Origin of the sequence: Gordonia alkaliphila (genome assembly GCF_023017165.1) — a bacterium.
Classification (GTDB): Bacteria; Actinomycetota; Actinomycetes; order Mycobacteriales; family Mycobacteriaceae; genus Gordonia; species Gordonia alkaliphila.
Window position 1 is genome coordinate 82,035 of sequence record NZ_JALKBW010000002.1, and the last position, 26,494, is coordinate 108,528.

Here is a 26,494-nt window from a genome sequence, read left to right on the forward strand (position 1 = left end):
CCTAGCGGCTCGTCGATGTCGACCACCACTCACACGCACGACCAGGCGCTACCTGGCCCTGCATCTCAGTGCCGCCGCCGTTGGGGGGGCGCGCTTCGTTGAGCGAGCCGCGCAGGGAGCCGTCACTCGTCGTCGACGAGGTCTGCGACCAGGTTGGCAACTTCGATTCGGCTGGCCTCCAGTCGCCACGAATCTGCGTTGCTGTGTCCGCGTTGGCGGGTTTGTTCGTCCTCGGCGCGCAGTTGCCGGTAGTAGCGGATCGCTTCGAGCGCGGCCCCGTCAAGTGAAATGGTCAGGGTCATGGCGTTTTACACTGCCAGCTGTTCGCGGGCCAGGGTCGAGATGTTCCTGGGCATGGGACGGGCCATGCGTCGATACCATTGGCAGATCGCGGCCAACGTCATGCCGAGCCTGGAAGCTGCGCGTTCTGCGTACTCTCCGCCGCCCAGGAGCCATTCGAACTCGTCGAGCAGCAGGTTCTTTTCCTCCAGCGTGTACGGGCGCGGTTTGTACTCGGGGAATCGGGACTGGATCTGATTCGGGGAGACGCCGACCTGCCGGGCGATGTCGGCGACGGGAATCTCGGTGGCGAGCAGTTCTCGGATGAGTCTGATCTGTGTCGATGTCGGGAGCCCTGCGACCTTCCGATTGAGCTCCTTGCGGTCTCGGGAGACAGTGCCCTTGCCGCACCCGAGCCGTAGCGCGATCTCGGCGACGGTCAGGCCCTGACGGGTCAGATCCGCGACGCGCTGCCGGCGCACCTCGACGGGGATCTGCGCCGGAGCGGGGTTCGGGCGGGCGGCGCCCTGCGATGGGTTGGTGACCGATTTTAGGGATGCCGGTGATGCAGTTTCCATTATTCAGCTCTTTTCCGCGGGTGGTGTGGCCTCAGTCCTCCCCGTGTCGTGCTGGTGTGGTGTTTCACCAGCGGGGATTATGAGGTTGTGCGGTCAGTGTGCACGATCACAAGCGGGGTTCGCGCCCGGAAAATGCGGCTAAGCGACCCCCTACACTGGAGGCCAACGAACGGTCGCCCCCCCCCCAGGGAAGGAACAGTCGCTGTGAGTAGCTCCCCGACGCCGATCGAGCGGTTCTTCCTTGAGTACGCCGTCTTCAACGGAGAACCTCATTCGCCGGCTGGGGAGTACACGAGCTTGCAGGTGACCGCCGCGGACGCTACGGCGCTGCTGGCCGAGTTCACGGCACCGGAGTGCAGTGCCGAGGACCTCATCGGCCACTACTTCGCACAGCGCTTGGCCGACGGCGCCGTCCGGGTCACAAAGTACGGTAGCGCTGACGAACTGAATGAGGTCCAGACTTCGATCCACGCTCAGCATGAGCGTTGGCTTCAAGAGTCCGGGCGTTCCACTTCCCCCTCCGAGTAGAAGGATCCCCCATGGACACTGCATTGGAAGCCCTGTTCCGCTCCTACGTGCTGAGCGCGACGTACATGACTGACGACGAGCTCGACGGCGACACCGAGTCGCCGACGGGGGTGTTCGCCCGAATCACGATCGGCGAGTCCGACATCGACGGGATCCTCGCTGAATGCGAAGACGTCACCAGCGCCTACGGGGTACCGGATCGCGGTGACATCGTCGGCCATTTCCTGGTGCGCCTGAGCGATCAGGGAATCATCTCCATCCACCAGTACGCCACCCGGGACGCTCTGGACAAGGACTACACCGCGCTCGCCGAGGAATACTCGGGGTGGCTCGACAGCTAGGTTCGGCGACGCACCGACCGCGGACGGCCCGCCAGGATGGTCCTGGCGGGCCGTCTGCGTTGTCGACCAGCCCCCCTCGGGCTCGCGCTACTGCGCGGCGTGCAGAACTTCCAGTGCTTGCCGCACCAGTGTTTTCACTTCGTGTGAATCTTCGGTGCGGTGTGCTTGGTTCAGTAGTGCGATGACGTCGGCCCGGGCTGACTGGTCGCACCGGCTGTCGCTGCGAGCGGCGAGAAGTTGGGCTGTCAGGTTCCGTTGTGCGTCGTAGGCGGCCGGGAGGTCTTGACGAGCGCGAAGGGCTTCTCGGATCAACTCCGGCACGTCTGTGCCGGCCATCTGTTGCACCAGGGCCGGCTCGGTGTTGCCGCCACGAATCTGGCGGGCGCGTTCGGCGGCCGAGTCCAGGTCCGCGGCGAGAGCAAGTGTGGCCAGAGGAGAGGCCGGGGCGGGGGGCATTTCGAACGTGGCGGTGGTCATGGTGCCGAGGCTAACAACCGCCCCCGACAAGACCACAGCACCTCTTGTTTGCCTCTAGTTGGCAATCAAGCGATCCATTTTTCGTCGTTGCCGACCGCGCGGCGGGAGGTCCTTGTGTCGGTAACAGCTGGTAGAACTCTGGCTAAGGTACGACGCCGTTCATGCCGTTGTCACTGGCGAAAGGACATTCTCGTGTGGCTGCCTGAGTACGTCGTCGGATTCGACTTGGAGACCACTTCTGCCGATCCAGGATCGGCCAACATCGTCTCGTATGCACTCGTCCACGGTTCCCCTGGGAATCCGCCGGCCGCCGGCCGCAGCAGTGTGGTCGACCCCGGAATACCCATCAGCCCCGGAGCGATGAGCGTACACGGCATCACCGATGAACGTGCCCGCGCAGAGGGCATGAACCATGCTGCCGCGGTCGACCTTATCGGCACCCAGATTCGTCACGCATGGCAGTGCGGCGCAGCGTTGGTGGTGTACAACGCACCGTTCGATCTGTCGATTCTGGACCGCCACACCCCTGGCGGATTCTCGATCGACGGCCCGGTGATCGACCCGCTTGTCTTGTCACGGATGTTTGTTCGCAGTGGGAGCCACCGACTGTCGGCAGTGGCGTCAACGTTCGGTATCGCTTTGACCGACGCCCACGACGCGTACGCCGATGCCAGCAGTACGGTGCAGATTGCGTGGGTGCTGCTGGAGCAGCTTCGCCGCCAGTCCGCTCTGTGGGAGGTCCCGGTGCAGTCAGCTGAGGAGTTCATGGTCTTACAGCAGCGAGCGGCGGTTGCCCACCAGCAGCTTCGCTGCCGTGTCGGAGAACGCGTCGGGTGGCCGCGGCTCGGCGATCTTCGCATGGCGGTCGCTGAGGAATGCTGCCGATGAGTTGGCGGCGATGGGTCGGCACCGCGGCCGGCGGCAGTCTCGGGAACTCCTGGGTGTGGGTGGCAGCGCTTCTCTGCTCAGCGGTTTTGACCAGCACTGCGGTGTGGGCGGTGCAGGGACGAGCTCCCGGGGGCATTGATCGTTCGGCCGGCGAGATCGAGGTGATTGCCGACGCGTCTGGCTTCCAGTATCCGGGGGCGTTGGTCCCCGGAGGTCGGTTCTACGTCGAAGACCTGAGCGTTCAGTGTTCGATGGGGTGGCCAGCAGTCGACGATCGCGGCCAGAGCGGTTTCTTCACCGCTGCGCATTGCTTCCCTGAGCGGGGCCCGGTTCGTTTGATTATTCCGGTGCGGGATGGCCCGCAGATCCAGGTCGTTGCCACTCCGGTACGGCCGGACGATGACGTTGATCTGGCATTCGTTCCAGTGCCATCTCTGGGTCTAAGCAGCGGGGGACAGTCTTCCCTTTTCGGGAAGCCGCTTTCTTCTGAGCCTGTATCGCTGGAATGGCTGTCTCGTCACCGCCCCAAGATCTGTTGGAAAGGGCAACGTACCGGGTTCGCTTGTGGACAGACTAGAGCCGTCAGTAATGGGTTCCTTGTGTTCACGTCGAACGTTCGAAGTGGCGACTCCGGTGGCCCGGTGTTTGCGGTTACCGATGAGGCCGTCTATCCCGTGGGTGTTACACACGCCGTAGACGGCCCACTGGCGAGTGCTACTCCCCTGCTGCCGCTCATTCATGACTGGCGAATTCATCTTTCATGAATCCTCCCCCACAGCTGAAGCCGGGGGATTCCCGCCCCAGACCTCATCTCGGTGACTGAATCCTGTCGGCGACACCGTGTTGGATCTATCCAACAGCAACATGCGTGGTAGGAGCCAGGATGAAGAAGATGACGTTAGCGACGAAAGCTGGACGGAAGCGGGTGCGGTCGCTGGGCGCCGCGGCACTGGTTCTGTTCGGCGGGGCAGGGTGGCTGGTGTACGACCACGTGGGCTGACCCCGTTTCGTAGGTCCAGTCGTTATGAGAGTCGTCCTGTTGCCCGCGGTCGCGGGCAGGGAGACTGGTCAGATCATGACGAACAGCAGGAAGCGTCACACCCCGGAGCAGGTCGTCCGTAAGCTCGGGCAGGCCGACAGGATGCTCACCGATGGTCAGGACGTCGCGGCGGTGTGCCGGGAGCTGGGGGTGTCCGAGCAGACGTACTACCGGTGGCGGAACCAGTACGGCGGCCTCAAGGCCGACGACGCAAAGCGCCTGAAGGAGTTGGAGAAGCAGAACGCGACCCTGAAGCGTCTGCTCGCGGAAGCGGAGCTGGAGAAGGCCGCGCTCAAGGAGCTGGCTGAGGGAAACTTCTAAGCCCGGACAGGCGCCGCGCCGCCGTCGATCACCTCAAGCGCAAGTTGCGGGTGAGCGAACGGATGGCGTGCCGTCTGGTCGGGCTGAGCCGCTCCGCGTACCGGCGACCGCTCAAGGGCGACACGGTCACGGACCCGGATCGGGCGCTCAGGGAGTGGCTGCGCGCCTGGGCGAAGGACCATCCCCGCTACGGGTATCGGCGGGCGTATCACGACGCCCGCGCCGAGGGGTGGGTGGTGAACCACAAGAAGATCCAACGCCTGTGGCGTGACGAAGGGCTCCGGGTCCCGCAGCGGCGTCGACGCAAGCGCGTCGGTCCTCGACCGTCGACGCGCCGACGGCGGACGCGCCGAACGTGGTGTGGGCCGTGGACTTCCAGTTCGACGCCGACGAGCACGGACGATTGATCAAGATCTGCTCGATCGTCGACGAACACACCCGGGAGTGCATCGGCGGCCTCGTGGAGCGCTCGATTACCGCCGACCGACTCACCGCCCACCTCGAGGACCTCGTCGCCGCCCGGGGCGCCCCGGCGGTGCTCAGGTCGGACAACGGGCCGGAGTTCATCAGCGAGGCGATGGCCGACTGGGCCGGCACCCGCACCGGCCTGTCCTACATCCCTCCGGGCTCGCCGTGGCGCAACGGGTACGTCGAGTCGTTCAACAGCCGGATCCGCGACGAGTGCCTCAACATCAACAGCTTCTACTCGCTGCTGCACGCACAGGTCATCATCGGCGACTGGAAGGACGAGTACAACCACCACCGCCGGCACTCCTCGCTCGGCTACCTAACCCCAGCCGAGTACGCTCGGCAGTGCACCCATCAAATGGAAACCGACGACTCACAGAACGTCCGGACCGAATGAAGGGGGCGGCTCACACGGGCTGCCGTCGGAGACGGTTATGGTCGCGGAGTCCGATGTCGAGCAGATCACCCAGGCGTTGGATCTGCTCCCCACCTTGCTCGTGCGGCCGGCGGAGGACACCGGCGACTTCGATCGCACCGCCCATTTCGGGCCGAGGTGGACCGACAATCACAGCGCGCGACTGGGCCATAATGGGTGCAGAACTGACGCCGATATCATCCGAGAACAGATCCTCGACTCCACCTATGCCGATGAGTGCTCAGTGGCCGCCGGCACCGTCAACGACCTCTACACCGGTACGACATACCCGTACGACCGCCAGTCAATCCAGATCGACCACGTCGTCAGCCTGTCGCAGGCGTGGAAGACCGGCGCACGCTACTTGTCCCAGTCTCAACGTGTCGCATTCGCCAACGATCCCGACAATCTACTGGTAGCTGGTGCAAGCGCAAACATGTCTAAGGGCAATAAGTCCTTCGACCAGTGGCGACCTGACAACTCGGCGTTCGTCTGCGTGTACGGCGCCCGTCAGATCCGAGTCAAAGCGAAGTACCAGCTGTGGGTTACCCCGACGGAGCAGTCGACACTCCAGTCGTTTCTCTCCGCGTGCATTGATGCCACATCGTCCGCGTCATCGTTCCGGTGATCCGGGCTTGATCTAGGTCGCTCGCCGCATGAGGGGTGGACCCCTCCCCTACCGTCACGTGACGACTACTGGAAGGATCAAGCAACGCACTACCTGGACGGCGCAAGCGACTACGACGCCGAGGATGGCGGCGTACTGCAGCAGCCCGCGGACTGCGTTAGCGCGGCTTCGTTAGCCGGCGGCGGCGTACGCGGACTCCGGCAGCGCACGGAACTCGGCGATCAGGGCCTCGACCTCACGGTCTTCTTCACGCGTGCTCGGCCGGTCGTCGAGGAAATCGTCCCAGCTGATGGTGAGGTCACTCAGGGAAACCATTTCGCGGTCCACCTCTCTGGTCTGATTCTGTGAACACTCGAAATGCTAGCAGGGTCTGAGCAGGTTGTCTCGGCCGTATACCACGCCGCTGCCCGTAGGAGTGGGCGCGTCCCGCCTCAATCGACGGCTCGCCCGGGAAGTGACGTGCCGCCGCGCCGACAGCCCGGCAGTTTCAGCGGGCCTGCAACCATTCGTCGTATCGGCGTTCGGCTTCTCGCATCGCTTTCGGGTACCACTTTGTCCACTGCCCCCTTTTGTCGCCTGCAACCAGAAGCACCGCTGTCGAATCCGGGTCGAAGATGAAGAGGATTCGGATGGTGGTGCCTGGCGGCCGCAGTTCTTTGAGGTTGGAGAACTTCCCCCCGATCACGAGATCGCAGAGCGGACGACGAAGCAGGGGCCCTTCCTCTTCGAGCATGATCAGTGCCGCCTTCACTGAGCGATACTGTTTATCCGGCAAGTCGTCGATGAATTCGGCGACGTCGTGCCACATCCTGATCTGCGATGTCATGCTCGAAACCCTAACCAGGGACGCCGACACTCATAGAGTCCGCCGCTGTTTGGCCATGCCGAACCGTTCCTCGCTCACAGCCCCCACCGCATTCGGAATGCGGGAGTGCAGCACGATCAACGATCGCGGGGATCCTCGCCGTGCCGACTCTGGGCTTCGGCGATGTTCCCTGCCCGGAGCGATCGAGCCCCGAACCGGCGCCCATCTAGTCCGATCGCGGTAGCCCTGCGCACGATGATCTCGTGGACGGTGTGCGCGCTCATCGCATGCGGGGCGATCGCCTGATTGGTTTTGATGAGCCTGAACACCGGCATGGGCGAGCCCATCGAGGATGCGGCGTATGACGTGCATGCGTGAGTGTGCTCTGCCTCCGGCCGGCCCAGGACCCGGATGAGCCCTAGTCGGGAATCCTTGTCGTAATTAGCGAGCACATCCATCCAACGCACGTAGGCACAGCGTGGGCAAATGTTAGGGCGGTGCCCCTTCGGGAGTTCAACGTCGCGAGTGCCGCTGCGGTCGACGACGCCGCCGATGACCCACTGCCCTGCCGAGAGTTGCCGAACCTGGCCTTCGGATAGTCCGACAATTTGGGGCCGAGTCAACGCGCCGAACCAGCCGATCAGCAGCACTGCCCGGTCCCGCCGTTCGTATAGCCGCTCGCGCCAGCTGTCCGCAGCAGAACGGGCATGGTCCACCATGGCGATGAGGTCGCTACGCATGAGCGGCTCCTGAACGAGCCGGCGCCCCCCGCCGTCGCCAGTGCCGGCTACGTGCATCTCGCCATGCGGACGCTGTTCGCCGGCGGAGTCGGCCGCGGCGACCCCGGCGGATCGTTGCACGAGTCGAGCTTAGAGCATCGCCCCAACGGCGCCCCTCCTCCACAAAAGCCCAGTGGCACCGGGAGATCGACTCCCGGTGCCACTGGTAACTGTTTTCCGCGGAAAACAGCCGAAGGGTACGTCAGTTAATCCGCACTCTCGACTGCCGCACTAGTGGTGTGTCTCAGTTTTGATTGGTTACTTCGGTGAGCGTTGCTCGTGCGCGGGCGACTTTGGCGAGGATGGATTCGGCGGTGGCGGTCCAGAGATACGGTTTCGGATTGGCGTTGCTGGCGGCGAGGTAGCTTTCGATGCTGGCGATCAGGTCTGGCACGGAGCCGAAGATCCCACGACGCAGATTCTTGTCGGTGAGGTCGCGGAACCAGCGTTCGACCTGGTTAAGCCAAGATGAGGAGGTCGGCGTGAAGTGCAGGTGGAACCGCGGATGTTTGGCGAGCCAGGCGGCGACGTCTTTGTGTTTGTGGGTGCTGTAGTTGTCCAGAATCAGGTGGATCTGCAGGTCGGTGGGGACTTCACGGTCGATGGTCGTCAAGAACTTGAGGAATTCCTCGTGACGATGTCGCGGCAGGCATTGGCCGATCACCGTGCCGGTCAACACATCTAATGCAGCGAACAGTGTGGTTGTGCCGTTGCGTTTGTAGTCGTGGGTCATGGTTCCGGCGCGGCCGCGGATCATCGGCAAGGTGGCCTGGGTGCGATCGAGCGCCTGAATCTGAGACTTCTCATCCATGCACAGGACGACGGCTTTCTCGGGAGGGTTCAGATACAGTCCGACGACGTCGATGACCTTGTCGGTGAACTTCGGATCGTTGGACACTTTGAACGAGTTCACCAGGTGCGGTTTCAGTCCGAGGTCAGACCAGATGCGTTGCACGGTAGCGGGACTGACGCCGACCTCGGTGGCCATCGACCGGCACGACCAGTGGGTTGCGCCAGCCGGCCGGGACTTGGTGGTCAACTCGACGATCCGGGCGACGGTCTCGGCAGGGATTGTTGATTTGCGGCCGCGCCCGGGCGCGACCTTACCCCAGTTCGCAAGCCCTTCTTTCTCGAATGCTTTGCGCCACAATCGAACTGTCGTAGCACTGACACCGTGCCGGGTCGAGATTGTCTTGTTGCCCACCCCGTCGGCGGCAGCAAGGAGTACCGCGGCGCGAACGACTTCACGATGAGCGGCTACCTGCGATCGACTGATTCGCAAGAGGACTTCCCGATGCTGGTCAGACATGGTTAAGGCTGCGGCAGGAGCGGACATGCCCCAGTCTAACTCATAACGGATCAATCATTTGCGAGACACACCACTAGCCAACTGCTGCACGAGTGCGGCGAGGTCGTCACTGTCGAACACCTCCAGAAGTGCGGCCGCGAGAGTGTCAGGGGTTGCCCCGAGACGCTTCAATGCGCGGGCGGCCTTCTCGGGTGTCGGCTCCGGCTTACCCGATTGCGGCGCGGGGGTTCCTCCCTCTTCGGGAGCCACTTCCTCACCGTCATCACCATCGGAAGTCGCAGACTCGTCCTGCGCGCGCTGCCATTCCAGGACCTGCTCTTCCTGGGGCACGCGCGCAAGCTCCCTGGCGCTTCGGATCGCGAGATCGCCAGCGCGCAGCTTCTCCTGCAGACTGGGGTGAAGGTCGAGCAACACCCGGCGCTGAGAGACCCAGGTAGGCGAACGGTCGAGCCGTCGAGCCGCCTTGTTCACTCCCCCCATCTGGTCGACGAGTTGGGCGACCGCCTTCGCCTCTTCGATCACATCAAAGTCAGTGCGATCGAGGTTCTCGCTGATCGCCGCCCAGAGCAACGTGTCGCGCGACTCGGCGAGCGCATCTCGGACAACGACATCCAACCCCGGCCGGCCGAAGTGGATGGACGCCGCGAGTCGCCGACAGCCATTGATGACTACCCAACCCGCTTGCCCCAGGAGTCCTTCGTCGTCCGGAAAGAGTTCGAGGTAAGCGTCGCGGGACACCACCGTCGCAGGCTGCAACTGTGTTTCCCGGATCGAGGCCAGCTGCTCAAGGTCTCCCACGGAATCACGCGGGTTGCGAGGGTTTGCGACAAGCTCGGCGACGGGCACGTCGGCACGGAACTGGCCGTCGACAACCCTGCCGCGGTCGACTGCCGACTTGGCCCCAACCGAATCGACAAGGCTCGCCAGGTCGACCTGGCCGCCACGGCGCGCCATTACGCACCAACCTTCAGTGCGAGCGCGAGCTGCTCGAAGTCGCGAACCGCGCGGACGGAGACCTTGTTGTCGGGGTAGTCGGTCACAACCTGCCCCTTAGCCGCGGCGTGGCTGTGGACCTTGTAGCGACGGATGACCGCGTGCGACAGCGGCCATCCGGAGCGGTTCACGAAGTCGCGCGTCTGATTCAGGTCACGGTCCCCGTCTCGCGGATCCCACTGGTTGACAACAACCTTGAAGGGGATTCCTCGCGGTTCGAGCAGGTCACGAATCGTTCGCGCCGTGGGATCGAACGACAGGGCTTCGGGGGTGATGGGAACGATCGCCATATCCGCAATCGAGAGGGCCTCATCGAGCAGTCGACCCGCGAGCCCCTCGGAGGCGTAGTCCTGCGTGTCGCCAATCCAGCCCGGCGTGTCGATGAACACGTGCTCAACCCCCGGCAGGGACGGGACGCGGGGAAGGATCCCCTCCTGGTTGACAGCACTGAACCGGAACGGCAACTCGGCGGCACGCTCAGCCCACCACACCGCGCTCCCCTGGGGGTCGATCGACGCCAACAGCACCGGCGAGTCAGTGTCGTCGTCGCCTACCGGAGCAATCGCGGACGCAAAGACTGCGGCGAGGTTGGCGGCCAGGGTGGTCTTGCCGACCCCGCCCTTCTGATTGAGCACAACATAGGTGGTCATTGGATATTCCTCCGTCTGCTTTCGCCGAGGCATCCACCCTCGACTACTTCGGTGTGTTTTCCGCGGAAAACGGCCTCCCGCGGAACTCGCCGGCCGCCGCTGCGGGGCCGGTAGCTAGAACTCTACACGAGGTCGCCCGTGAGTACGTACTTACTCACCAATTTTTCTTTCCGCGTCTCGCCCATGCCTCAAATCCGCGGGGCGCACGGCTTGCCCTTGTCCCGTTTCCGCGGAGAGTGTCAGCCCTGCACGGAGCTGTTCGCGCCTACTGTTTTCCGCGGAAAACAGTAGGCGCCGCGTCGCCCGTTCCCCGTTCACTGTTTTCCGCGGAAAACAGTGAACGCTTGCCGGGCGGCCCCAATTAGGTGCGAGGGCCATCCCGGACGCGAGGGACGCCCGACCGGAAGCCCCCGCGTTTCAGTTCGCCGCCGGGGGCCCGCCGGCGCATCGGCCACGATCGCCGAAGGCATCTGGCGCTGCAGCCCTGGGCCTATCGACACCGCCCGCGGCCGAGGCCCCTCGGTTCCCACGTCAATCCGAGCGGGCTCCACCCTGGCGGCCTTCGCCGGGGGCAGTGTGGCCCGAGCCCATGTTTCCGCTACCCGGCCGGCCTACGCTCGCACATTCCCCACTGTCTGCACCGTTTGCCTGGCCACACTCGACCCAGCCTCCGTCTCCATAGTGGGCGCGACGGCCGCTGCCGATGGCCGGCCAGCAAGCAGTACGGCCCACTCTTCGGGCTCTCGGGCCCCGGGGCCCGGGCCTAGATTGCCCGTCAGTCCCCGCTGCGCCAGAAGCGCAGCTCACGCTCGAATGAGCTGCCCACGACGGGCCGCCTCGGCCATCGGACTGACTCACCTTCTAGCTCATCGCCGACAGGGCCTACGCAGTTCGCGCCAGGCCCCGGGCACGACGGTCCCCGACGGTGCTCGTCCGACCCACTCGTCTACGGTCGGTTCCACCCGATTCCTGGTTCAGTGGGAGTCTCGGGTCACCCCGCATCGGTGGATGCAGCGTCTGATCTGCGGAGGGCTCGGGCGGACTACCTGCGCGGCCCTACCAACTCGACTGCGCGGACCGCGCGACAGGTAGTCCAGCTGAGAGGAACTCTGCGGGCTATCGGCGACAGCGCTCTCGTCCCGCAGGTCAGCCCTGCGTCTAGTGAGGATCGTCCTCATCACAGCGAACCAGAAGTGTTTGAAGGGGACTCAGAGGTCAGCAGGAGTGTTTCCCCGCCGTGTCTACCCACCCCCCACTTTTCGTCACTGTGTCGTAATGGGAATTGGGCTCCTTTTTCGCGCGGTAGGCCCACCCGCGCCCCTGGGATCGTCGGACTGAACTTGCTGCCCTGCCGGCAGGATCGCCCCCGGACTATCCGATAGCAACGGGCAGACGCCGCCCACCCGTTTCGGATCTCCGCAATTCATTGCATGTGCAATGCTCCAGGCGGCGCCATCGTCCACCCGGCCACACTCAAGGCGGCTGGCTGCCCAAGCACTAATAACGGTTGCTGTTCCCCGCTTATCCAGCTAGACAGCTCGGGGCCTATCCGGAACCCCTGGTCCCAGAACTGGGGGACTTATCACCCCTGGGGATTGTCTAGCTGGATAAGCCCGCACGCCAGAGGGGCCTAGAGCGCCGCCAGAGAGCTCATCCCGCACCTCCGGGCACTTTCTCCCGAAGAGTCGGCCGCAGCGCCGCGTGGAGCCAGCTGGAGCCTCGGATGTACCTCGTAGGAAGGGAGTCGTCCAGCGCACGATCGAGTTCGGATCTGCCGTCCAGAACCTCGGGCTCGCGCACCGAACTCGAAGCCTTCCGTCCGCGCGCGTGCAGCCGCTCTTGCAGCAGTGCCAGCCCGTTCCGTGCCCGTGTGCCCTCGCGCTTGGATTCTGCGTGCCACACGGCCCGCTCGCGGTTGAGGCGGCTGGCCAGGAGTTGGGCCCGACCGAGTGCGCCGAGCGCGGCTGCCGCGGCGTCCAGGGTGGGGGAGTCGGCAGCTAGGGCCCACTGCCGATTGCGGCGTCCGCCGGTGGGCGCCACGAGTCCAGCCGATTGCAGCTGGTGCAGGACGAGCAGTGTCCCGTAGCTGCGGTCGCCGGGGGGCAGGTGGCAGAGCTTGCTGAGGGAGTGGGTGGTGTGGGGCCAGTGGTCTGGAGGTGGGACCAGAGGAGGCGGGCCGTGTGGCCGAGGGTGCCCCAGAGTGGGTGGGTGAGGGTCTCTCTATTTGTGACCTCATGGGCCTGATCCCCCCGATAAGAGCTGTCCGGTACCCCCAGGTCATAGGTGGCTGCCTCCCGCGGAGTCTGGGCGGACCAGGGCTTGTTCACTCGGAGCAGTCCACGGTCCACAAGCTCGCCGATGACGCGGGAAGCAGTGCCGTCACTAAGGTGCAGCCACAGCTGCAGGTCTCGGCGAGCGATGGGGCGATCGTTGACTCCACGGCCGTCGGCGAAGCGCTTCTGAGCCAGAACGAGACCGGCGGCTTGGAGTAGAGGTTGGTTACTCCACCAGGCGAGCTCCTGGCAGACGGTGTCGATGAGATCGAGTTCGGAGGCAGGCAGGGGGTCCCTAAGTGCCTCCGCGCGAGCAGCAATGCTGTCCCAGTGGGCGCGGCAAGCCTGGAGCTCATCGGGGCGTGCGGATTGCTGGTCACGCAGACGGAATTTGCTGAATGCGGGGAACTTGTCGTACCAGGCCATCGCGGAGCCGGTACGCACTCCGTGGCGGTAGATGACCCAGGCCGCGTTCGTTGCGGCGAGGGACCTGTCAGGGGTCGTGCTGTCGTAGAGGACGGCCCACTCCTGGTCGGAGAGAGGGATGCGCTTGCGCCAGGAGCGGGGCTGGTCGGCGTAGGTCTCGGTGAAGGGTCGCGCAGACGAAGCGGGAGCGGTGAGGTTGTGGGCGTCAGGCTTCACCGGCGAGGCGGACCTACGCCGCTGGCTCTGACGCTGTGGGGCGGCGCCAGCAGTGCTCGTCGGAGCGTGTGTGCACAAAGACAATCCGGCAGCCTCGGCGTTGGAGATGACTGCCGCGGCGGTGGTTGCTCGGCCGGTGGCGGGGTCTTTCAGTCGGGACCGCTTGATCCCAGCCTTGAGGGAGAGGCTGCCGGGTACGCGGATGGTTCGACCAGTCCGATCGTCGACGGCCCCAGCGGGAAGTCGGTGGTCCTGTGCCAATGCGGCAGCGGCCGCGGTGAGCGCCTGTCGTCCAGCCGGTGTTGCCGGCTTGAGCCACAGATGCGCGCAGTTAGGGCGGCCCGAAGCGACCAATGCGATGACATCAGCGCAGTAGTCCTCTGCAGCCTCCAACAGGATGGGGACGGCGACGTCAGCGCAGCCGTCAAGGTCGAAGGCGAGAAGCTCGGGGTGCGGACGTACGACGACGGCCCATTGTGCGTCGGCGGTACCGAGCGCTCCTTTGAGCGTGAGTTCATCCGGACGACCGGAGTCGACTTTTGTCGGAGCCTTGGTCTCAGCGGATGCGACCAACGCAAACGCGCGAACGGAACTATCCGCTAAAAGGCCAGCGAGGACCGCGTATGCATCGGCACCGGGATGATCCGGACGCGCTGACGATGCGTGGGAGGTTGTGTTTTGTGCAGAGTGCGCGCTACCCTGGACCCAGTCCTGCAACAGACTGTCCCTTCGGGGTAGTTCGGAGTTCGAGTGCCACCTCGGTTCCGAAAAGTATTTGGTTGTGTGCCCCCCGGTCATAGACCGGGGGGCACATTACTTTCATCCGGTCTTGGGGTAGTCGATAACCTCCTGGTATCGGGGCTGGAGTTTTTCGGGCATGAGTGCCGCGCAGCCAGAAGCGGTCGCGAGCGCAGCGAGAATGTAGTCATTGCGCGTCATTTGGGCGCGTTGAGCGATCGTCTCGATCAGACGCAGATCCGCCGGAAGCGCCCGAAAGTTGACCTGAACGCGATCGGGGCCAGGCTGAGGGTCTACTGCCGGGGCGTTGCCCGCGCGGTAGATGAGCTGATCAGCGGTGAAGTCGCTGTTCTGCAGCTTCGTTGGGAGGAGTTCTGCGTGCCCGGACACCGTGGCGATCGCGGCAAGGAGGTAGTCGGTGCGGTTGGCCAACCCCGACTGCCTGGCAATGTCATCGATCAGCTGCCGATGGGCAGGAAGCGCTCTGAAGTTACTCAACTTCCGCTTCGGAATGCGTTGAATGCTGGACACGATGACCTCCTCTCGGTTGTACGCCACGACTGTAGCATCCTGCTTTACGTGTTGTTGGCCGGTAGTGCGGAAACTGGGGCTTCGGCGTGTCGCAGTGTTGGCTCTTTCTGGTACGCCGAAATGACCGTCTGTCGCGAACTGGCGTAACTCGCGGTGACGGTCCCTTTGCCGAATTTGTGCCGATTCGGCGGCGGGTGGTCCCCTGATGGGGCGCGGAGACGCTAGAGCGTGCGGATCGCTGCAGGCGGCGAACCTGCGAGCGGAGTGCGGCCCTCAGCTGGCGCAGAGGGTAGGCGCTGCGTCGTGGATATCAGTGGAGACGGATCCCTTCCCGTAGTTGTGTGGTGCCGTTTGGGTGGTGGTGTTGTGTCGCCGTGCGGGCTCAGTGCGCGGCGATAGCTGAAGCGAAACTCAGGGCTAGCTCCATGGGAGCTGGTTGAGGATGTCCTCGACGTCGTAGCTGTCGCCAGTGATCTGCCGGTACTGGTCGTAGTGGTGTTCCAGATGGGCGGGGCTCAGGACAAGGGTTGCAGTGGCAGGGTCGACGGCGCCGATGTCGGCGGCATCGTCCAGCGTGACCGCGACCGTGCCAGGGATCGGCTGGCCGGTGCTGGTACGAAAAATGTCCAACGCCGCATCCTGTGCTTGCTGTGCGTCCATGGGCGAGCTCTTTCCGTGTGGTTAGAGCTGAGTGTAGGACTGTCCCCGGACAGGGGTAGGTAACGCCGCCCGGGCGAGTCCTGCCGGGCAACGGAGCGTGCTCGTGCACTGGGGCGTAAGGGACAGCAGGGGCGTTGGGGCAGGGGAGTGTTTCCTCGGCCGTGCCGGCTAGGCCTGGTTGTCGAGGGCTCGTTCGATCGGAGTGACCAGGCATGCGGGGAAGTTCGAACTCTGAAAGCGGACCACCGCGGCGACACCTGGTCGGTCGTGGCCAGGAGCCCGGAATGGCTGTTCCATCCGGAGCCAGTCCGCAGCGGACTCGACTGTGGTGGTCCCCGGCCCCTGAAACTCCAGCGTCGCTTCCGGGTCTTCATGATCGCCGAGTAGCAGCGCGGTGGGGGAGCAGTCAAAGACTGCGGCTGCCACGGTGAGCATGTCGACGGTGATCCGCGTCTTTCCTGATTCGATCGAGGCGTAAGCGGCCAGCTTGATGGGATACCCCGCTTCGGTGAAGCGGTCGGCAACCTGGCCCTGGGTCAGTCCGGACATCTTGCGCCTGCGCAGGAGCTCTCCGGAGACGATCACATTCGTCCTACCAGGAGGTTCTGTCTTAGGCATAATCTATAGACGATACCACCAGAATGTGATCTGGCTGTGGAAGAACGCGCTGGATGGCAGTCCGCGCGGCCACCAAGTGTCCGGGGCCCGCGCTGGCTCCGCGCGGCTGATCGCGCCGGCGCCGGGGGCTCTCCGGGGGAGAGATCAAGAGAAGTAGTTCGTCTGCGACATGTTCAGTTGGAAATCGTCGAGGACAGCCCCGCCCCGCGCCTCGTCTCCGAAAACGATGGAGACCATCTCCATCTCCGGAGTGAACAACGTCAGCCCGGGATCATCGGGCCCCCACCACTGAACATCGAGAGCGTTGTGGAGCAGTAGGTAGCCATGCTCGATGGGCGTCATCGCCAGGATGTAGTCGCCGGTGGTGTGATAGATGAACGGGATCAGATCCTTCGCGCGATACATTCGGATCTCGTGGTCGCTCCCAAAGTCCCGGGCGGCTTTCGTCAGGGCTTCACTGCGCTCCTGATCTGGGTAGAAGGCCAGGCGCTTGCCGTTTTCGGCGTAGAACATGAGGGAGGTCCTTTCCCCGGGGTGTTGTGGCCCTACGTGCCGACTGCGTGGTGGCGTCGCAGCAGACGTGCCATGCGGAACTCGGGAGAGTGTGAGCGAGAACGAGAGGGGCCCTGCTTCCAGTCCGAGGGAAGTCCCAGAAAATGGGGACTCGGGAGAAGCAGGGCCACCGCGGCAGGAGAGCGGCTCCTAGTTGGCGGCCTCGTATGCGGCGACGATCTCCGCCGGAATGCGCCCGCGGTCACTCACGGTGTAGCCGTTATTGGCAGCCCACTGCCGAATCTTGCGGGTCTCGCCGGCGCCGCCCGGGGTGCGTGCCGCCGGCTTGCGGCCACGGCCTCGGCCCACGCGCTGTGCCTTGGAGATGTACTCATCCATGTGGGCATGGAAGTCGCGAGCGCTCTCTTCGCTGAGGTCCAGTCGATAGAGCATGTTGCCGACGGAGAACTCGATGACTTCGAGGTCGTCGGCATTGATCGGCTCGCCGGTCACGTCGTCGTAGAACTGAACGATGTTCTTCTGCATGAAGGGAAACGCTTTCCGGTTGTCGGGATGGCTATGCGTAGTGAATGGTGCCATAAACAATCGGCAGTGTCGAGTATTTCCAGTGCGGATTCGAGGAGTGCGCACAAAAGGGGATCAGTGCGGCACGCGTATGACCCCAAGAATTGTGTGAAAGGTGGTTCGTGATAAGTCCCCCAGTTCTGGGACCAGGGGTTCCGGATAGACCCCGAGGATCAACATGCAGAAGGCGCGATCGCCTCCCAGGTGTCATGGCAGGGGGCACACTAACAGGCCTCGTAGCGGCGCGATTTGCCGTCGATATCGGCCAGCGAGAGCAGTAGCCTTCACACTGAACACCGCACAGTGACACAAGGACACCCGAGGAGCGCTACCCAGTGAACGACGCCGCCGGCCAGACCGTGCCGATTACGGACCTACGAGAGGGGGACGTGGTCGACTTCACTGACCAGGTCAATCGCTATCAAGACCTGGCCGACCCCGTGGAGATCAACGGGCGAGAGACACAGATCGGGGACTACACCCGAGCCCAGGTGCAAGCAGCGTTCCTGCACCTGGGACACGACAAGGTCATCGTGGTCACCGACCAGATCACGCCCTACCTGCCCGTGAGCGAGCGCGTCGTTCGGCTGTCGCAGGCTGAACGTTCAGGGCCGCCCACCGACCTGCCCCTGCAGGGCTAGAGGAGCCGTCCCATGAGCACAGAAGTTACGTCAGTCGCGATCCGCGTGGAAGTGATGCCGGAATCGGAGAACACCGGCGAGGTGTATGTCGACAAGGTCGAAGAGATCCGGGTGGCCCTGGAGAAGCAGGTGACTGAGTTCGGGTTGGACGCTCTGCCTAATCCGGCCGGGCAAATCGTCTGCGAGTTCCGCCAGGAGGTCGTGGACCTGGCACTGAAGGACTCGCCGACAGCCCAGGTCCAGCGGTGGATGGAGACGCTATACGGCGTAGTCTTCCGCAACGCCACTCGCGCCGATGTCGTCGAACACATGAAGACCCTGGACCCGCGCAAGCCGGACGGCACTCCCTATGCCGGAGTGAAATGGGCGTTCTTTGACCTGGCAGCATTCCGCGAAAGCTGACATGTGACTAGACGCTCCTACCTCCTACTTCGGCGGGCAATCCTCGTCGGGGTAGTCTCATCGATCGTCTTCGGCGTGGGATTCCTTGCCTATCGCACCGGCACAAGCGTGCCCGGGACCGAAGTGGGGGCCGGCAAAATGGCTCTGGTCCTGATGGCGGCCGTAGCGGCGATCTGCGGCTATCTCGGCTACATGTTCCGGCTGGAGACCAATACTGGTTACTCGTTTGCCGACACCCCGCGGCTCTTCCGCTCCAAGGGAGAGCCGGGATTTGATGGCCAAGAAGACTACTCGGAGCTGGTGGAGCGGCTGCCGGACGGCAGGTACCCGCGGGAACAGACCGTGCCAGTTAATCACTCCAATCCAGTGAAACTGGAAGTCCATGGCAAGGGGCTGGCGGGGCAGATCAACATGGCGGCCAATCCGCCGGCGCTGCTCGGTGAAGATGCCGAGGTGGCCGAGGAGCTCGACGCACTTGCTCGTCGCTATCCGGTAGTCAGCCAGCTCCTCAGCCGCGGCCATCGTGCGGCCGTCGAACTGATGGATACCGCGGACCTGATGCGCACCGAAGCGACGTCTCACCGCAACCCTGACGGCACCGTGACGAAACTGCATGTCCGGCACGCACCCGCGTTGGTGGGTATGGTCAGTCACGCCCGGGGCCTGGTGATGAGTTTCGCGCCACTCAAAGGCCAGGACGAGGGACTTTGGAAGCGGAGCCTGGGAAAAATGTCCACACAGCTGGGCATCACCACACTGGAGGTGAGACAGGACGGTGGCCGGATGGTGCTGGCGTTCAACGACAAGATCACCGACCTGAAACCGCTGATGAAGCTCGACGAGCCGCTGCGTGTGCAGGTCTCTCAGGGGCACTTCCGATCTCCCCTGGGGGTATCGGCGTTCGGCGATGTCGCTATCGACTGGGCCAACAACTCCGGAATGGTCGCCGGCGGCGTTCCGGGATCAGGAAAGACCGCCTCCATGCTGCCGGTCTTTGCCGGTCTGGCCGGACGCGTGGAAATGCACATTGCCGACGGCAAGCTCTCCGAAGACCTACGCTCCATGATTCCCATTTGCCGAACCTTCGACAATGAAGGCGGCTACGAACTGGGGAGACTGTACGCGCTGTGCCGATCGATCATGTTCATGATTAACAGCCGGGCACGAGCGAAAGCGATCTACGATTCGTTGGGCATCGCGAACTTCTGGAATGCAGACCCCGCAGCGCGAGAAGCAGCGGGACTCTACCCGATCTTCGTCAACATCGACGAGTGTCAGTTCTGGTTCGATCCGGGGAAGACACTGTCGAAAGAAGACAAAGCCGCCACGGATTCCATCATCAACGACGTGAAGAACATGATCCAGCGTGGCCGGTCGTTGGGCATCATGGTGGTCCTGACGACACAGAAGCCAACCGCCGACACCATCCCCACCAGCATTCGCGACATCGCCGGGCTGAAGATCGCGTTCCGCGTCACCACCCGGGACCAGGGCAAAGCGATCCTCGGAACCCTGAGTTCCGATCAAGCCTCGCCGATCGCGATCCCCAAGGAGATCAAGGGCCGCTGCGTCATGGACGTCGAAGGCGTGGGGTCAAGCCTGGTCCAGACCAACTACATCGATCCCGACGAGATCGAAAGCTGGCTGTCGAACAACTTTGCGCCCGTCCCGGACCAGTTCGCACGCGCTGTGGGCTACCCGCTGGCCGTCGCAATGCAGGCCTTCCATGACGGTGTCGATCCGCCGCCGCCGATGGTAGCTGGACTGACTCCGGAAGCCGGACGCATGGCGATCGTGGACGACGACATGATGGCCACGATGAGCAGTTACGACGCCATGCTCGATGCGCCCGAATGCACCTCGGAGGGACAAGCCATGCTGCCGGTCTCGCAGCCCCCCGAGCCAGACGCCGAACGGGAAGAGTCCGACGCCGCACCGCTCCCAGAAGGCCCCCCGCGGCGCCCCTACGGCCCGGTTCCCGCGGAATCAGTGCGCCCGCCGTCGAGCCAAGGGAGCAAACCCCGCAGCGCCTGCGCCGCCACACGACCGGCCGAGTGTCGCCGGAGTGCTCCCTGCCGCAAGTCCCGAGACAGGAAGTCATCGGCACCGCCTGACAGCTATGCGTTGCCTATACCCGCACCAGAGGTCCCCGCCGCCCGCCCCATGCCGCCGCCGGCAGGCCCGGCGTACCCGCTGCCGCCACACTGAGACCCACGACGCGCGGCAACGCCCTGAAAACGACAACCTGGCCATTCATTGGCGATTATGGGCTAATGGTGTGATTAGCGGCAACGAAGGAGGCTCGGCATGACCACGCGTTCGGTCACCGTGACAGAACACATCGATGACCTCACCGGCGAGATCATCGGTAGTGGCGTCCGCACGGTCCACTGGGTATGGGACGGCCGCCCGCTGAAATTCGACGTCGGCCCCGAGGGGATGAAGGCCTTGGAATCGGGCACCATCACCCTGTCCGCACTCTTGAAGGCCAGCCGCGACGACGGCGACGATGGCGAACGAGCCTCACGCCAACAGATCCGCAAGTCCAACAGGGCCGTGCGCGAATGGGCTCGAGAAAACGGATGGGACGTCGGGGTTCGAGGCCGGATCTCGGCGGAGATCATCGAGGCGTACCAATCCCGGGCTGACTCCTGAACCAGAGAGCAGGGAGCGCGGCGGATGGCCCGCCCCCCAGGCGCGCTAGGTCCAGAGGGGTGTAGCAGCTAGACCACGCGTAGGCGTGGGGGCGGGGGCACCCGATCTGCTCGCGCCTGAGCGCGTTTGGCGATGAACGCGGCGATCGACTCGGGCAGGTCGACATAGGTGGCGTTGACGTAGCCGAAAATGAGCGCGTTACCGTGCACCATCCGGGCAGCGAATGCCGAGGGGCTGCTCTGCCAGAGCAGATCAGTGGCCAAGCTGTTGACGGCCATGCCAGCGTCTTCGGCGCCGCGGTCGGCCAAGATCGCAAACCGATGAGAGGGAAACAGGTGCTTGGTTAGCGCCTCCGCCGACAGCGCGTCCAGGAAGAAATCAGGGTCGGCCACGTCAGCGACGACCGGCGAGGTAGAGGCCTCAATCTGAACCGGGACCATCAATCCGGTAGGCACGGTGACACCTTCCCTTCCGATTCGGGCCCCAATCCCCTGTGCAAGAATACCGCGCAATATCGCGCGGTCGCCCCCCTCGTGGTGGGCTCGGTGCGAGTCCACCACCAAGGGCTATGGAGGGAAATTCTAGCGCACCGCGGAGCTGCAGCGCGATGGCAGAATGCGTTCTAACTGGCCTTATTTAGTACTTCTGGAACATTGACCGGTCCGGGGGCCCTGCTCGATTACGCCGGGCGCACCCCGTTCGGGTAAGTCCCAGAGCAGTCAGGCGTCGAGCTCCTCACGCGAGAACTCCTGATTGACGTAGACCTGGGCGAGGTCGCCGGGGGAGTCGATGATGGTGACGGCGAGACCGTCATCGTAGAGGCGGAAGCGGCCATCGACGGACTCATCGCGGATCCGTTCTCCCAGAGCCTGCTCAACGCGCTCCAGTGGGGTTCCGGCCGGGACCGCGATGATCGAATCGAACGTTGTGCGACTCTCGTGGTGAACGCGGTACACGTCGAGTTGGCTGTCGTTGGTGTTCGGCGACATGGATTGTCCTGTCCGGTAGTCAGCGGGATTGCGGGGATCTGTTAGTGACGTCTTTGCCGGTCCGGCGCAGCGTGCCGCGCCGGCGATGCTCTAGCTGCCGGTGACATTCCGTGGCCAGGAAGGGGTACTCCTCGGCGATGAGGATGTACGCGCGCTCACGGATCATGTCCTTGGCGACGTCGACGCCCACGAGATTGAAATAGTCGTCGAGGCTGTTGTCGTAGCGGGTGCCTTCGTGGCGCAGCCAGTTCACCATGATGCGGTCGAAGAAGGCGTCCGTGCGGCGACTGGTGATCTGCTCGGCGACGTAGCGGCCCCGTGAGCGTTCCTGCCGGCGCTGTTCGATCGCCAAGAAGCTCGCACTCGCGCGGGCCTTGATCTGCGTGGAAGTCAGGCCCCGATAGTCATCGGTGAGCTCCAGAGTGGACAGAGCCTCTTGGGCAGCTGTCAACGTTTCCTCCCGAGCCTTGGCTGCCCGGGCGACCGCTCGGTCGCTGCGCTCCTGGCTTTTGGCCTTCCACTCCTGCCATTGGGCTGAGCCCTCAGCTAGTGCGACTCTGTCCTTGCAGAACAGCTGGATCTTGGGGCCCTTGCGTCGGCGCGGATTGCGCCGGACAGCGTCGGGGGCGCCAAGGAATCGGGTGATCCCCGATTCAGTCCATCCACGGGACAGTACCTGCGACTTGTTCCAGAAGTCGTCCTGGTCGATGGTGGTGGGGGTGCTCATGGCGCCGAACGTAACACCCGGTCCCGACACGTGGGAGTGCGTGAACGCCCAAGGAATGTGGCCCAAAGGATGTGGCCCGCCCCGCGCGAAACGGGTCGGGCCACAATCGAGCATCCTCTGGGAAGTCGAGACGGGGTCAGATCACAGCGGAGCCAGCGTGATCGGGTCGTCCTTGTCCTTCTTCGGCTTCTGCGGGGCCTGCTGGTTCGGGCCTTCCGCACCCGGCTCTTGTGTCACGCCCTGATCGTCCTTGGGGCCCTGCGGCTGGGCCGGCTTGCCGGGCTGGTCGCCGGAGTTGCCGCTGGGAGCGGTACCGGGCTCGTCGGGCTGAGTGCAGGCGCCCATGCCCTCGGGCATCTCAGGATTGGGGACGGCCGGGTCGAACGACGAGTTGGGACCGAACGTGGACTTGCACTTGGAGTCCTGCTGCTGGATCCACTGCTGCTTCTTCGCCTGATCCTGATCCTGCGGCGACTTCGGCGCAGCCGGATCCTTGTTCTCCTTGTCGTCCGTATCAGACGGGGCGCGGTCCGGAGCCTGCTTCGGCGCCGGCTCGGCGCCGCGGCCCTCCAACGGCTGCGAAGACTTGGGGTTGCCCGACCGCAGCGCGGGAGGCAGAGCTCCTTCGATCGCGTTGTGCACGTCCTTCTGCGCCTGGCGGGCTCCGGCCGCCCAGTCGCCGGTCACCTTCGTGACCTGCTCATGCAACTGCGGATTGTCGACGGCGTCCCAGAACTGCTTGTCGGCGTTCTCCCACGCCTGAGTCACGGGATTCGGCGCGGCCGGCTGCTGCACGATGACAGGCTCGACCTCGGCCGGAGTCTGCACGAGTTCGGCAGTGGGTCCGGGCTTGGGCTCGGGGGCGGGCTGGAGTCCGAACACGCCGGTGTCGGAGGTCCACTTCGGGCCGCCAGCGCCGAAGGTGACGCGCAGATTGTCGACGAGAGCACCCTCGGGCAGAGCAGTGCCGGACGCGCCGATGGCCTGCAGCATGGCGCGGCCGGCGGTACCAGCGGGCATGAACATGCCGCGCGTGACGTCGGTCAGAGCGAGCGAGGTCTGGCCGGTCTTCGCGTCGAAGCGGTAGTCGAAGGTTCCGAGGACATTGACGCACTGGCCGGCGTCGGACGAATTGGCGACCGACAGCACGCCCGCACAATTCACGGCACCGCGGCCGCTACCGGAAGCAGTGGTGGCCGTGGCGATCCCCAGGATGGAGAAGGCGGTGGCGGTGCTGCCGGACTCGGCGGCAGAGGCGCCGGCGTAGCTACCGGGAAGGAGTGCGGTGGACTGCGCGTGGCCGACCGAGAACGGATCGCGCACAGCCAGCCCACCCGAGCGGGCGTCGGCGATCAGCGGCTTGACGACAACGACCTCCGAGCGGGTGCCGTCGGAAACAACCGCCGCGGTCCCGTAGGTCGGGGCAGTGCCGTCGAGTCGGCGCTGGGCGAGTCCAGCGAGCCAGTCGGTCAACTGCTCCTGGGTGACGCCGACTTCGGCGGCAACGACGTCGACCTGGCGGCCGGGAACGGACTCGGCGAGCTCAGTGGCGCCTGCGGTGACCGCGACCGTTCCGGCGGGCTGCCCGGTGTTCGGGGGCTGGGCCGCCGGGGCCGCGAAAGCGGATCCTGCGGCGGAGGTGAGGCCAAGGACGGCGCTGACAGCGACGACGCTGCTGCGCTTGGCGCGAGTGGACTTACGGCGATGGCGAGGCATGGTGTGGATCCTTTCGGGCTGCGTGTGTTCACAAGTGGTGCCGACTCCTGGACCGTCCGTTGCGTTGACCGGCCAGGGGGGTGGAGGCGAGTGGCGTCTGCTGTATCGACCCCCAGTAGGTGTGCAGCTCCGGATCAAGAATAGAGGTCGGGGCGTGGAGTATCGAGCCTGAAACGCGCTCTATCGCACTTGTCACTCGCTGTCATGGGCCGCCGGGAAATCGAGTGGCGGCACTGTCGGGACAGCCACTTACACTGCCTCGCCATGAGCCAATTCGAAATCCCCGTGATCGAACATCGAGACACTGCCGAAATCAGCAACGAGGTGATCGCGGTGTTAGCTGCTGCGTCGGAGGACCTCGCTGAGGTCCAAATGGTCATCGAGACAGCGAGCGGAGGTGACCGGGCTCTGGTAGCTCCCATCGGACGCGACATGGTGCTGGTGCTGGGCAACGGCGACGGAAATGTTCGCTGGACACGGAGTCGCGATGGCCAGGTGGTCTGCGCATCCGTTTGGACGAGAAGGGTGTGGGATGACGGAGAGGACGGCGCGGAGGTCTGGTCGCTCGATTGCGAGCTCCTTTCTCTGCAGGACATCGATGTGCCTGCGCTCCGTTCCCTCGTGAAAGGGGCGCTGGAAGCCGCCGCAACATACGCAGGGTAAAACGCCGATCCGGCCCCTGGGGCAACCGAGAAGGAACTGATTTTGAATCGAACCGTTTACATCACCGAATCCCGGGACGGGGCACTGTCTGAGGACTTCCCCAGTTTGGATTGCGCAGTCGAAGCCGCGCGGTCCCTCGCCGATGGCACGGTGGTTCTGAAGGCTCAGACCGATGACGCCGGCACGATCACAGCGATGGAACTGGCATGGAAGCCCGAGTGAGTGTCGACGCGGGAGCAGGAGAAACGATCATGAAAGCTGTTGGAGTGTGCCCGCTTGATGGTGGCGGGTCCGATCCGCACCCCGCCGGCGGCGGGTTCCTGGTCTGTCGTAAATGCTGCGAGACTCTCACTGCGGACGAGCTCGTCGCGGAGGCTTCAGCGGACACTGCGCGCCGCTACGTGGTGGGTAACGGGCTGGATAGCGCTGAGGACTACCAGCGGTACCTACAGTGAGTGCGCTCGGGGCCGCAGATCCACCGTGCGTGATTGGGTTGTCGCCAGCGCCGAGGGGCAGCGACAGCATGTAGCAGAGGAATCTCCGATCAAGGGGCGCTTCCCGAACCTATTCGGGAAGCGCCCCTTTTTGTGCCCTGGCTGTGGCCCGAGGGGCCTCGGGGGGAGGGCTGCCCAGCCGTAGTTGAGTGAGGGGCCCCGTGCTTTTGTCAACATGAAGGGCAACTCTCGCAATGGCGCGAGAGAGTGCCGGCGAGCAATCAGTCCGGATACTCCACAACGGCAGCGGCAGCGGTATGGAGCAGAGCGTCGTCAGCTCGACAGGAGGAAGTAGCAGAGAGCCGGGGAGGCTGCCGGGGCGGGCGAACTGGGTCTATCCGGCGGAAATGGTCAACCGCTGAGGGGGAGCGAGTAACTCGGTGGTAGCGCTGGCCCGCAGATGGGGGCTCTGGCACCCGTGACTGCGCTGCGCGGCATAGCAGCGGATCGGCCGCCAATCGGAATGACGGACCTTGGCGCAAAATGTTCCTAACCGGAGGGAGGCGTGCGGCAGTGGACGCCAAATGGGCGCGCAGTGGGCGGGCAGTGGGCAACCAATGGGACTGGAAGAGGGGTCGCAGCGGCACGGTGTGGGGTCTAGGCGGGGAGGTGAAGTGGGGTGCAGATGGATGGTGGTTGTGGGATCGGCGGACACCGGATGGCGCCAGCGCCGGGCCGGGGTTAGGGGCGATGCCGCGTCTAGGGAAATGGGTATCGAGGGGATATGTGTAGGGCGCCAAACGGATATACGCCGGGATTTCCGGATCGACGTCCAGGTAGTGGTTTAGCCAGAATCGCGGTCCAGAAAGAGCAGAAACAACCAGGTCAGGACTCTGTTTAGGCGGAAGCGGTTTCTGGCTTAGGCAGATTTCGGTGAGGGGCAGTAACCTGTCGCCGACTGGGGGCCGGATGTGGTGGCGATTGTCGCGATCGCTGTAGCCGGAATGGGGCGGACGGGGGCCTTACCCGACGTTCCTTGCCGCGGCGCTGGTGAACCAGGAAAAGGGGAGGAGCAAAAGCCTGGACTTGGCCCAGAGGATTGGCATTGGGGGCCTTCTTCCTCCGCCGCGCCGTCGAGGCGCCTGCTCGGTGGAGCAGCCGCCGATCAGCGCCGCCCCGCACGCGCTCGAAGCCTCGGGGATGCCTCGACTCGATGCACCGCCGATGGCG

Annotated in this window: 28 protein-coding genes and 1 pseudogene; 10 read left to right on the forward strand and 19 right to left on the reverse strand. The window is 64.4% G+C overall.

The annotated features are described in order from the left end of the window. Nucleotides 1–122: 122 nt before the first annotated feature. Together MUG78_RS17215 and MUG78_RS17220 are read right to left on the reverse strand one after the other, a co-directional pair. Nucleotides 123–302, reverse strand: a complete 180-nt coding sequence (locus MUG78_RS17215; protein ID WP_246997403.1) for a hypothetical protein — start codon at nucleotides 300–302, stop codon at nucleotides 123–125. Between the two features lie 6 nt (nucleotides 303–308). Further along, complete coding sequence (locus tag MUG78_RS17220) at nucleotides 309–857, reverse strand: helix-turn-helix domain-containing protein (RefSeq protein ID WP_246997405.1); 549 nt, start codon at nucleotides 855–857, stop codon at nucleotides 309–311. 204 nt (nucleotides 858–1,061) lie between these two features. Between MUG78_RS17220 and MUG78_RS17225 the strand changes: the two genes are divergently transcribed. Next, nucleotides 1,062–1,385 (forward strand): hypothetical protein, encoded by a 324-nt coding sequence (locus tag MUG78_RS17225; RefSeq protein WP_246997407.1) that lies wholly within the window; start codon nucleotides 1,062–1,064, stop codon nucleotides 1,383–1,385. Nucleotides 1,386–1,396: 11 nt separating this feature from the next. Then, the gene (locus MUG78_RS17230) at nucleotides 1,397–1,726 is read left to right on the forward strand and encodes a hypothetical protein (protein ID WP_246997409.1); all 330 of its coding nucleotides are present in this window, start codon (nucleotides 1,397–1,399) and stop codon (nucleotides 1,724–1,726) included. 87 nt (nucleotides 1,727–1,813) lie between these two features. Here MUG78_RS17230 and MUG78_RS17235 read toward each other — a convergent pair whose 3' ends face one another. Then, a complete protein-coding gene (locus MUG78_RS17235) occupies nucleotides 1,814–2,203 on the reverse strand; it encodes a hypothetical protein (RefSeq protein ID WP_246997411.1) in 390 nt (129 codons plus the stop codon). A gap of 192 nt (nucleotides 2,204–2,395) precedes the next feature. On the opposite strand from MUG78_RS17235, the gene MUG78_RS17240 reads away from it, so the two are divergent. From MUG78_RS17240 to MUG78_RS17250, 3 genes and pseudogenes are all read left to right on the forward strand, one after another. Next, a complete protein-coding gene (locus MUG78_RS17240) occupies nucleotides 2,396–3,091 on the forward strand; it encodes an exonuclease domain-containing protein (RefSeq protein WP_246997414.1) in 696 nt (231 codons plus the stop codon). A gap of 1,075 nt (nucleotides 3,092–4,166) precedes the next feature. After that, a pseudogene (locus tag MUG78_RS17245) lies at nucleotides 4,167–5,316 on the forward strand (IS3 family transposase). Nucleotides 5,317–5,353: 37 nt separating this feature from the next. Continuing rightward, nucleotides 5,354–5,962: an HNH endonuclease family protein gene (locus MUG78_RS17250; RefSeq protein ID WP_246997416.1), complete on the forward strand. Its 609-nt coding sequence runs from the start codon at nucleotides 5,354–5,356 to the stop codon at nucleotides 5,960–5,962. 171 nt (nucleotides 5,963–6,133) lie between these two features. Here MUG78_RS17250 and MUG78_RS17255 read toward each other — a convergent pair whose 3' ends face one another. The 12 genes from MUG78_RS17255 to MUG78_RS17310 form a co-directional block, all read right to left on the reverse strand. Further along, nucleotides 6,134–6,277: a hypothetical protein gene (locus tag MUG78_RS17255; RefSeq protein ID WP_246997418.1), complete on the reverse strand. Its 144-nt coding sequence runs from the start codon at nucleotides 6,275–6,277 to the stop codon at nucleotides 6,134–6,136. Nucleotides 6,278–6,449: 172 nt separating this feature from the next. Continuing rightward, nucleotides 6,450–6,788: a type II toxin-antitoxin system RelE/ParE family toxin gene (locus tag MUG78_RS17260; RefSeq protein ID WP_246997420.1), complete on the reverse strand. Its 339-nt coding sequence runs from the start codon at nucleotides 6,786–6,788 to the stop codon at nucleotides 6,450–6,452. 116 nt (nucleotides 6,789–6,904) lie between these two features. Continuing rightward, nucleotides 6,905–7,627, reverse strand: a complete 723-nt coding sequence (locus tag MUG78_RS17265) for a site-specific integrase (RefSeq protein ID WP_246997423.1) — start codon at nucleotides 7,625–7,627, stop codon at nucleotides 6,905–6,907. Between the two features lie 163 nt (nucleotides 7,628–7,790). Beyond that, a complete protein-coding gene (locus MUG78_RS17270) occupies nucleotides 7,791–8,882 on the reverse strand; it encodes an IS630 family transposase (RefSeq protein WP_246991954.1) in 1,092 nt (363 codons plus the stop codon). A gap of 27 nt (nucleotides 8,883–8,909) precedes the next feature. After that, entirely contained in the window at nucleotides 8,910–9,809 is a 900-nt protein-coding gene (locus MUG78_RS17275) for a ParB/RepB/Spo0J family partition protein (RefSeq protein WP_246997425.1), read from the reverse strand. Beyond that, the gene (locus tag MUG78_RS17280; protein WP_246997426.1) at nucleotides 9,809–10,498 is read right to left on the reverse strand and encodes a nucleotide-binding protein; all 690 of its coding nucleotides are present in this window, start codon (nucleotides 10,496–10,498) and stop codon (nucleotides 9,809–9,811) included. The genes MUG78_RS17275 and MUG78_RS17280 overlap by 1 nt, the downstream gene beginning before the upstream one ends. Before the next feature lie 1,650 nt (nucleotides 10,499–12,148). Next, complete coding sequence (locus MUG78_RS17285) at nucleotides 12,149–12,538, reverse strand: hypothetical protein (RefSeq protein ID WP_246997428.1); 390 nt, start codon at nucleotides 12,536–12,538, stop codon at nucleotides 12,149–12,151. 1,694 nt (nucleotides 12,539–14,232) lie between these two features. Then, on the reverse strand, nucleotides 14,233–14,682 hold the full coding sequence (locus MUG78_RS17290) for a hypothetical protein (protein WP_246997430.1): 450 nt from the start codon (nucleotides 14,680–14,682) through the stop codon (nucleotides 14,233–14,235). Nucleotides 14,683–15,099: 417 nt separating this feature from the next. Beyond that, complete coding sequence (locus MUG78_RS17295) at nucleotides 15,100–15,342, reverse strand: hypothetical protein (protein ID WP_246997432.1); 243 nt, start codon at nucleotides 15,340–15,342, stop codon at nucleotides 15,100–15,102. 168 nt (nucleotides 15,343–15,510) lie between these two features. Then, entirely contained in the window at nucleotides 15,511–15,927 is a 417-nt protein-coding gene (locus MUG78_RS17300; protein ID WP_246997434.1) for a helix-turn-helix domain-containing protein, read from the reverse strand. A gap of 177 nt (nucleotides 15,928–16,104) precedes the next feature. Next, on the reverse strand, nucleotides 16,105–16,473 hold the full coding sequence (locus MUG78_RS17305) for a hypothetical protein (protein ID WP_246997436.1): 369 nt from the start codon (nucleotides 16,471–16,473) through the stop codon (nucleotides 16,105–16,107). Between the two features lie 189 nt (nucleotides 16,474–16,662). Then, the gene (locus MUG78_RS17310; protein ID WP_246997438.1) at nucleotides 16,663–16,998 is read right to left on the reverse strand and encodes a histone-like nucleoid-structuring protein Lsr2; all 336 of its coding nucleotides are present in this window, start codon (nucleotides 16,996–16,998) and stop codon (nucleotides 16,663–16,665) included. A 374-nt stretch (nucleotides 16,999–17,372) separates the two neighbouring features. Between MUG78_RS17310 and MUG78_RS17315 the strand changes: the two genes are divergently transcribed. The 4 genes from MUG78_RS17315 to MUG78_RS17330 all read left to right on the forward strand — a co-directional run bounded on the left by MUG78_RS17315 (nucleotide 17,373) and on the right by MUG78_RS17330 (nucleotide 20,735). Beyond that, nucleotides 17,373–17,678, forward strand: coding sequence for a hypothetical protein (locus MUG78_RS17315; protein ID WP_246997440.1), 306 nt, complete (start codon nucleotides 17,373–17,375; stop codon nucleotides 17,676–17,678). 12 nt (nucleotides 17,679–17,690) lie between these two features. After that, a complete protein-coding gene (locus tag MUG78_RS17320; RefSeq protein ID WP_246997443.1) occupies nucleotides 17,691–18,080 on the forward strand; it encodes a hypothetical protein in 390 nt (129 codons plus the stop codon). Between the two features lie 75 nt (nucleotides 18,081–18,155). Then, complete coding sequence (locus MUG78_RS17325; protein ID WP_246997445.1) at nucleotides 18,156–20,288, forward strand: hypothetical protein; 2,133 nt, start codon at nucleotides 18,156–18,158, stop codon at nucleotides 20,286–20,288. Between the two features lie 99 nt (nucleotides 20,289–20,387). Next, nucleotides 20,388–20,735 carry an Lsr2 family DNA-binding protein gene (locus MUG78_RS17330; protein WP_246997447.1) on the forward strand — a complete coding sequence of 116 codons (348 nt, stop codon included), beginning with the start codon at nucleotides 20,388–20,390 and terminating at the stop codon, nucleotides 20,733–20,735. Between the two features lie 68 nt (nucleotides 20,736–20,803). On the opposite strand, the gene MUG78_RS17335 is transcribed toward MUG78_RS17330, so the two are convergent. From MUG78_RS17335 to MUG78_RS17350, 4 genes are all read right to left on the reverse strand, one after another. After that, a complete protein-coding gene (locus MUG78_RS17335) occupies nucleotides 20,804–21,190 on the reverse strand; it encodes a hypothetical protein (RefSeq protein WP_246997449.1) in 387 nt (128 codons plus the stop codon). A gap of 264 nt (nucleotides 21,191–21,454) precedes the next feature. After that, entirely contained in the window at nucleotides 21,455–21,724 is a 270-nt protein-coding gene (locus tag MUG78_RS17340; protein ID WP_246997450.1) for a hypothetical protein, read from the reverse strand. 19 nt (nucleotides 21,725–21,743) lie between these two features. Further along, the gene (locus tag MUG78_RS17345) at nucleotides 21,744–22,451 is read right to left on the reverse strand and encodes a hypothetical protein (RefSeq protein WP_246997451.1); all 708 of its coding nucleotides are present in this window, start codon (nucleotides 22,449–22,451) and stop codon (nucleotides 21,744–21,746) included. Between the two features lie 141 nt (nucleotides 22,452–22,592). Beyond that, nucleotides 22,593–24,167, reverse strand: coding sequence for a hypothetical protein (locus MUG78_RS17350; protein ID WP_246997452.1), 1,575 nt, complete (start codon nucleotides 24,165–24,167; stop codon nucleotides 22,593–22,595). A gap of 264 nt (nucleotides 24,168–24,431) precedes the next feature. Between MUG78_RS17350 and MUG78_RS17355 the strand changes: the two genes are divergently transcribed. After that, nucleotides 24,432–24,830 carry a hypothetical protein gene (locus MUG78_RS17355; RefSeq protein WP_246997453.1) on the forward strand — a complete coding sequence of 133 codons (399 nt, stop codon included), beginning with the start codon at nucleotides 24,432–24,434 and terminating at the stop codon, nucleotides 24,828–24,830. Nucleotides 24,831–26,494: the final 1,664 nt, after the last annotated feature.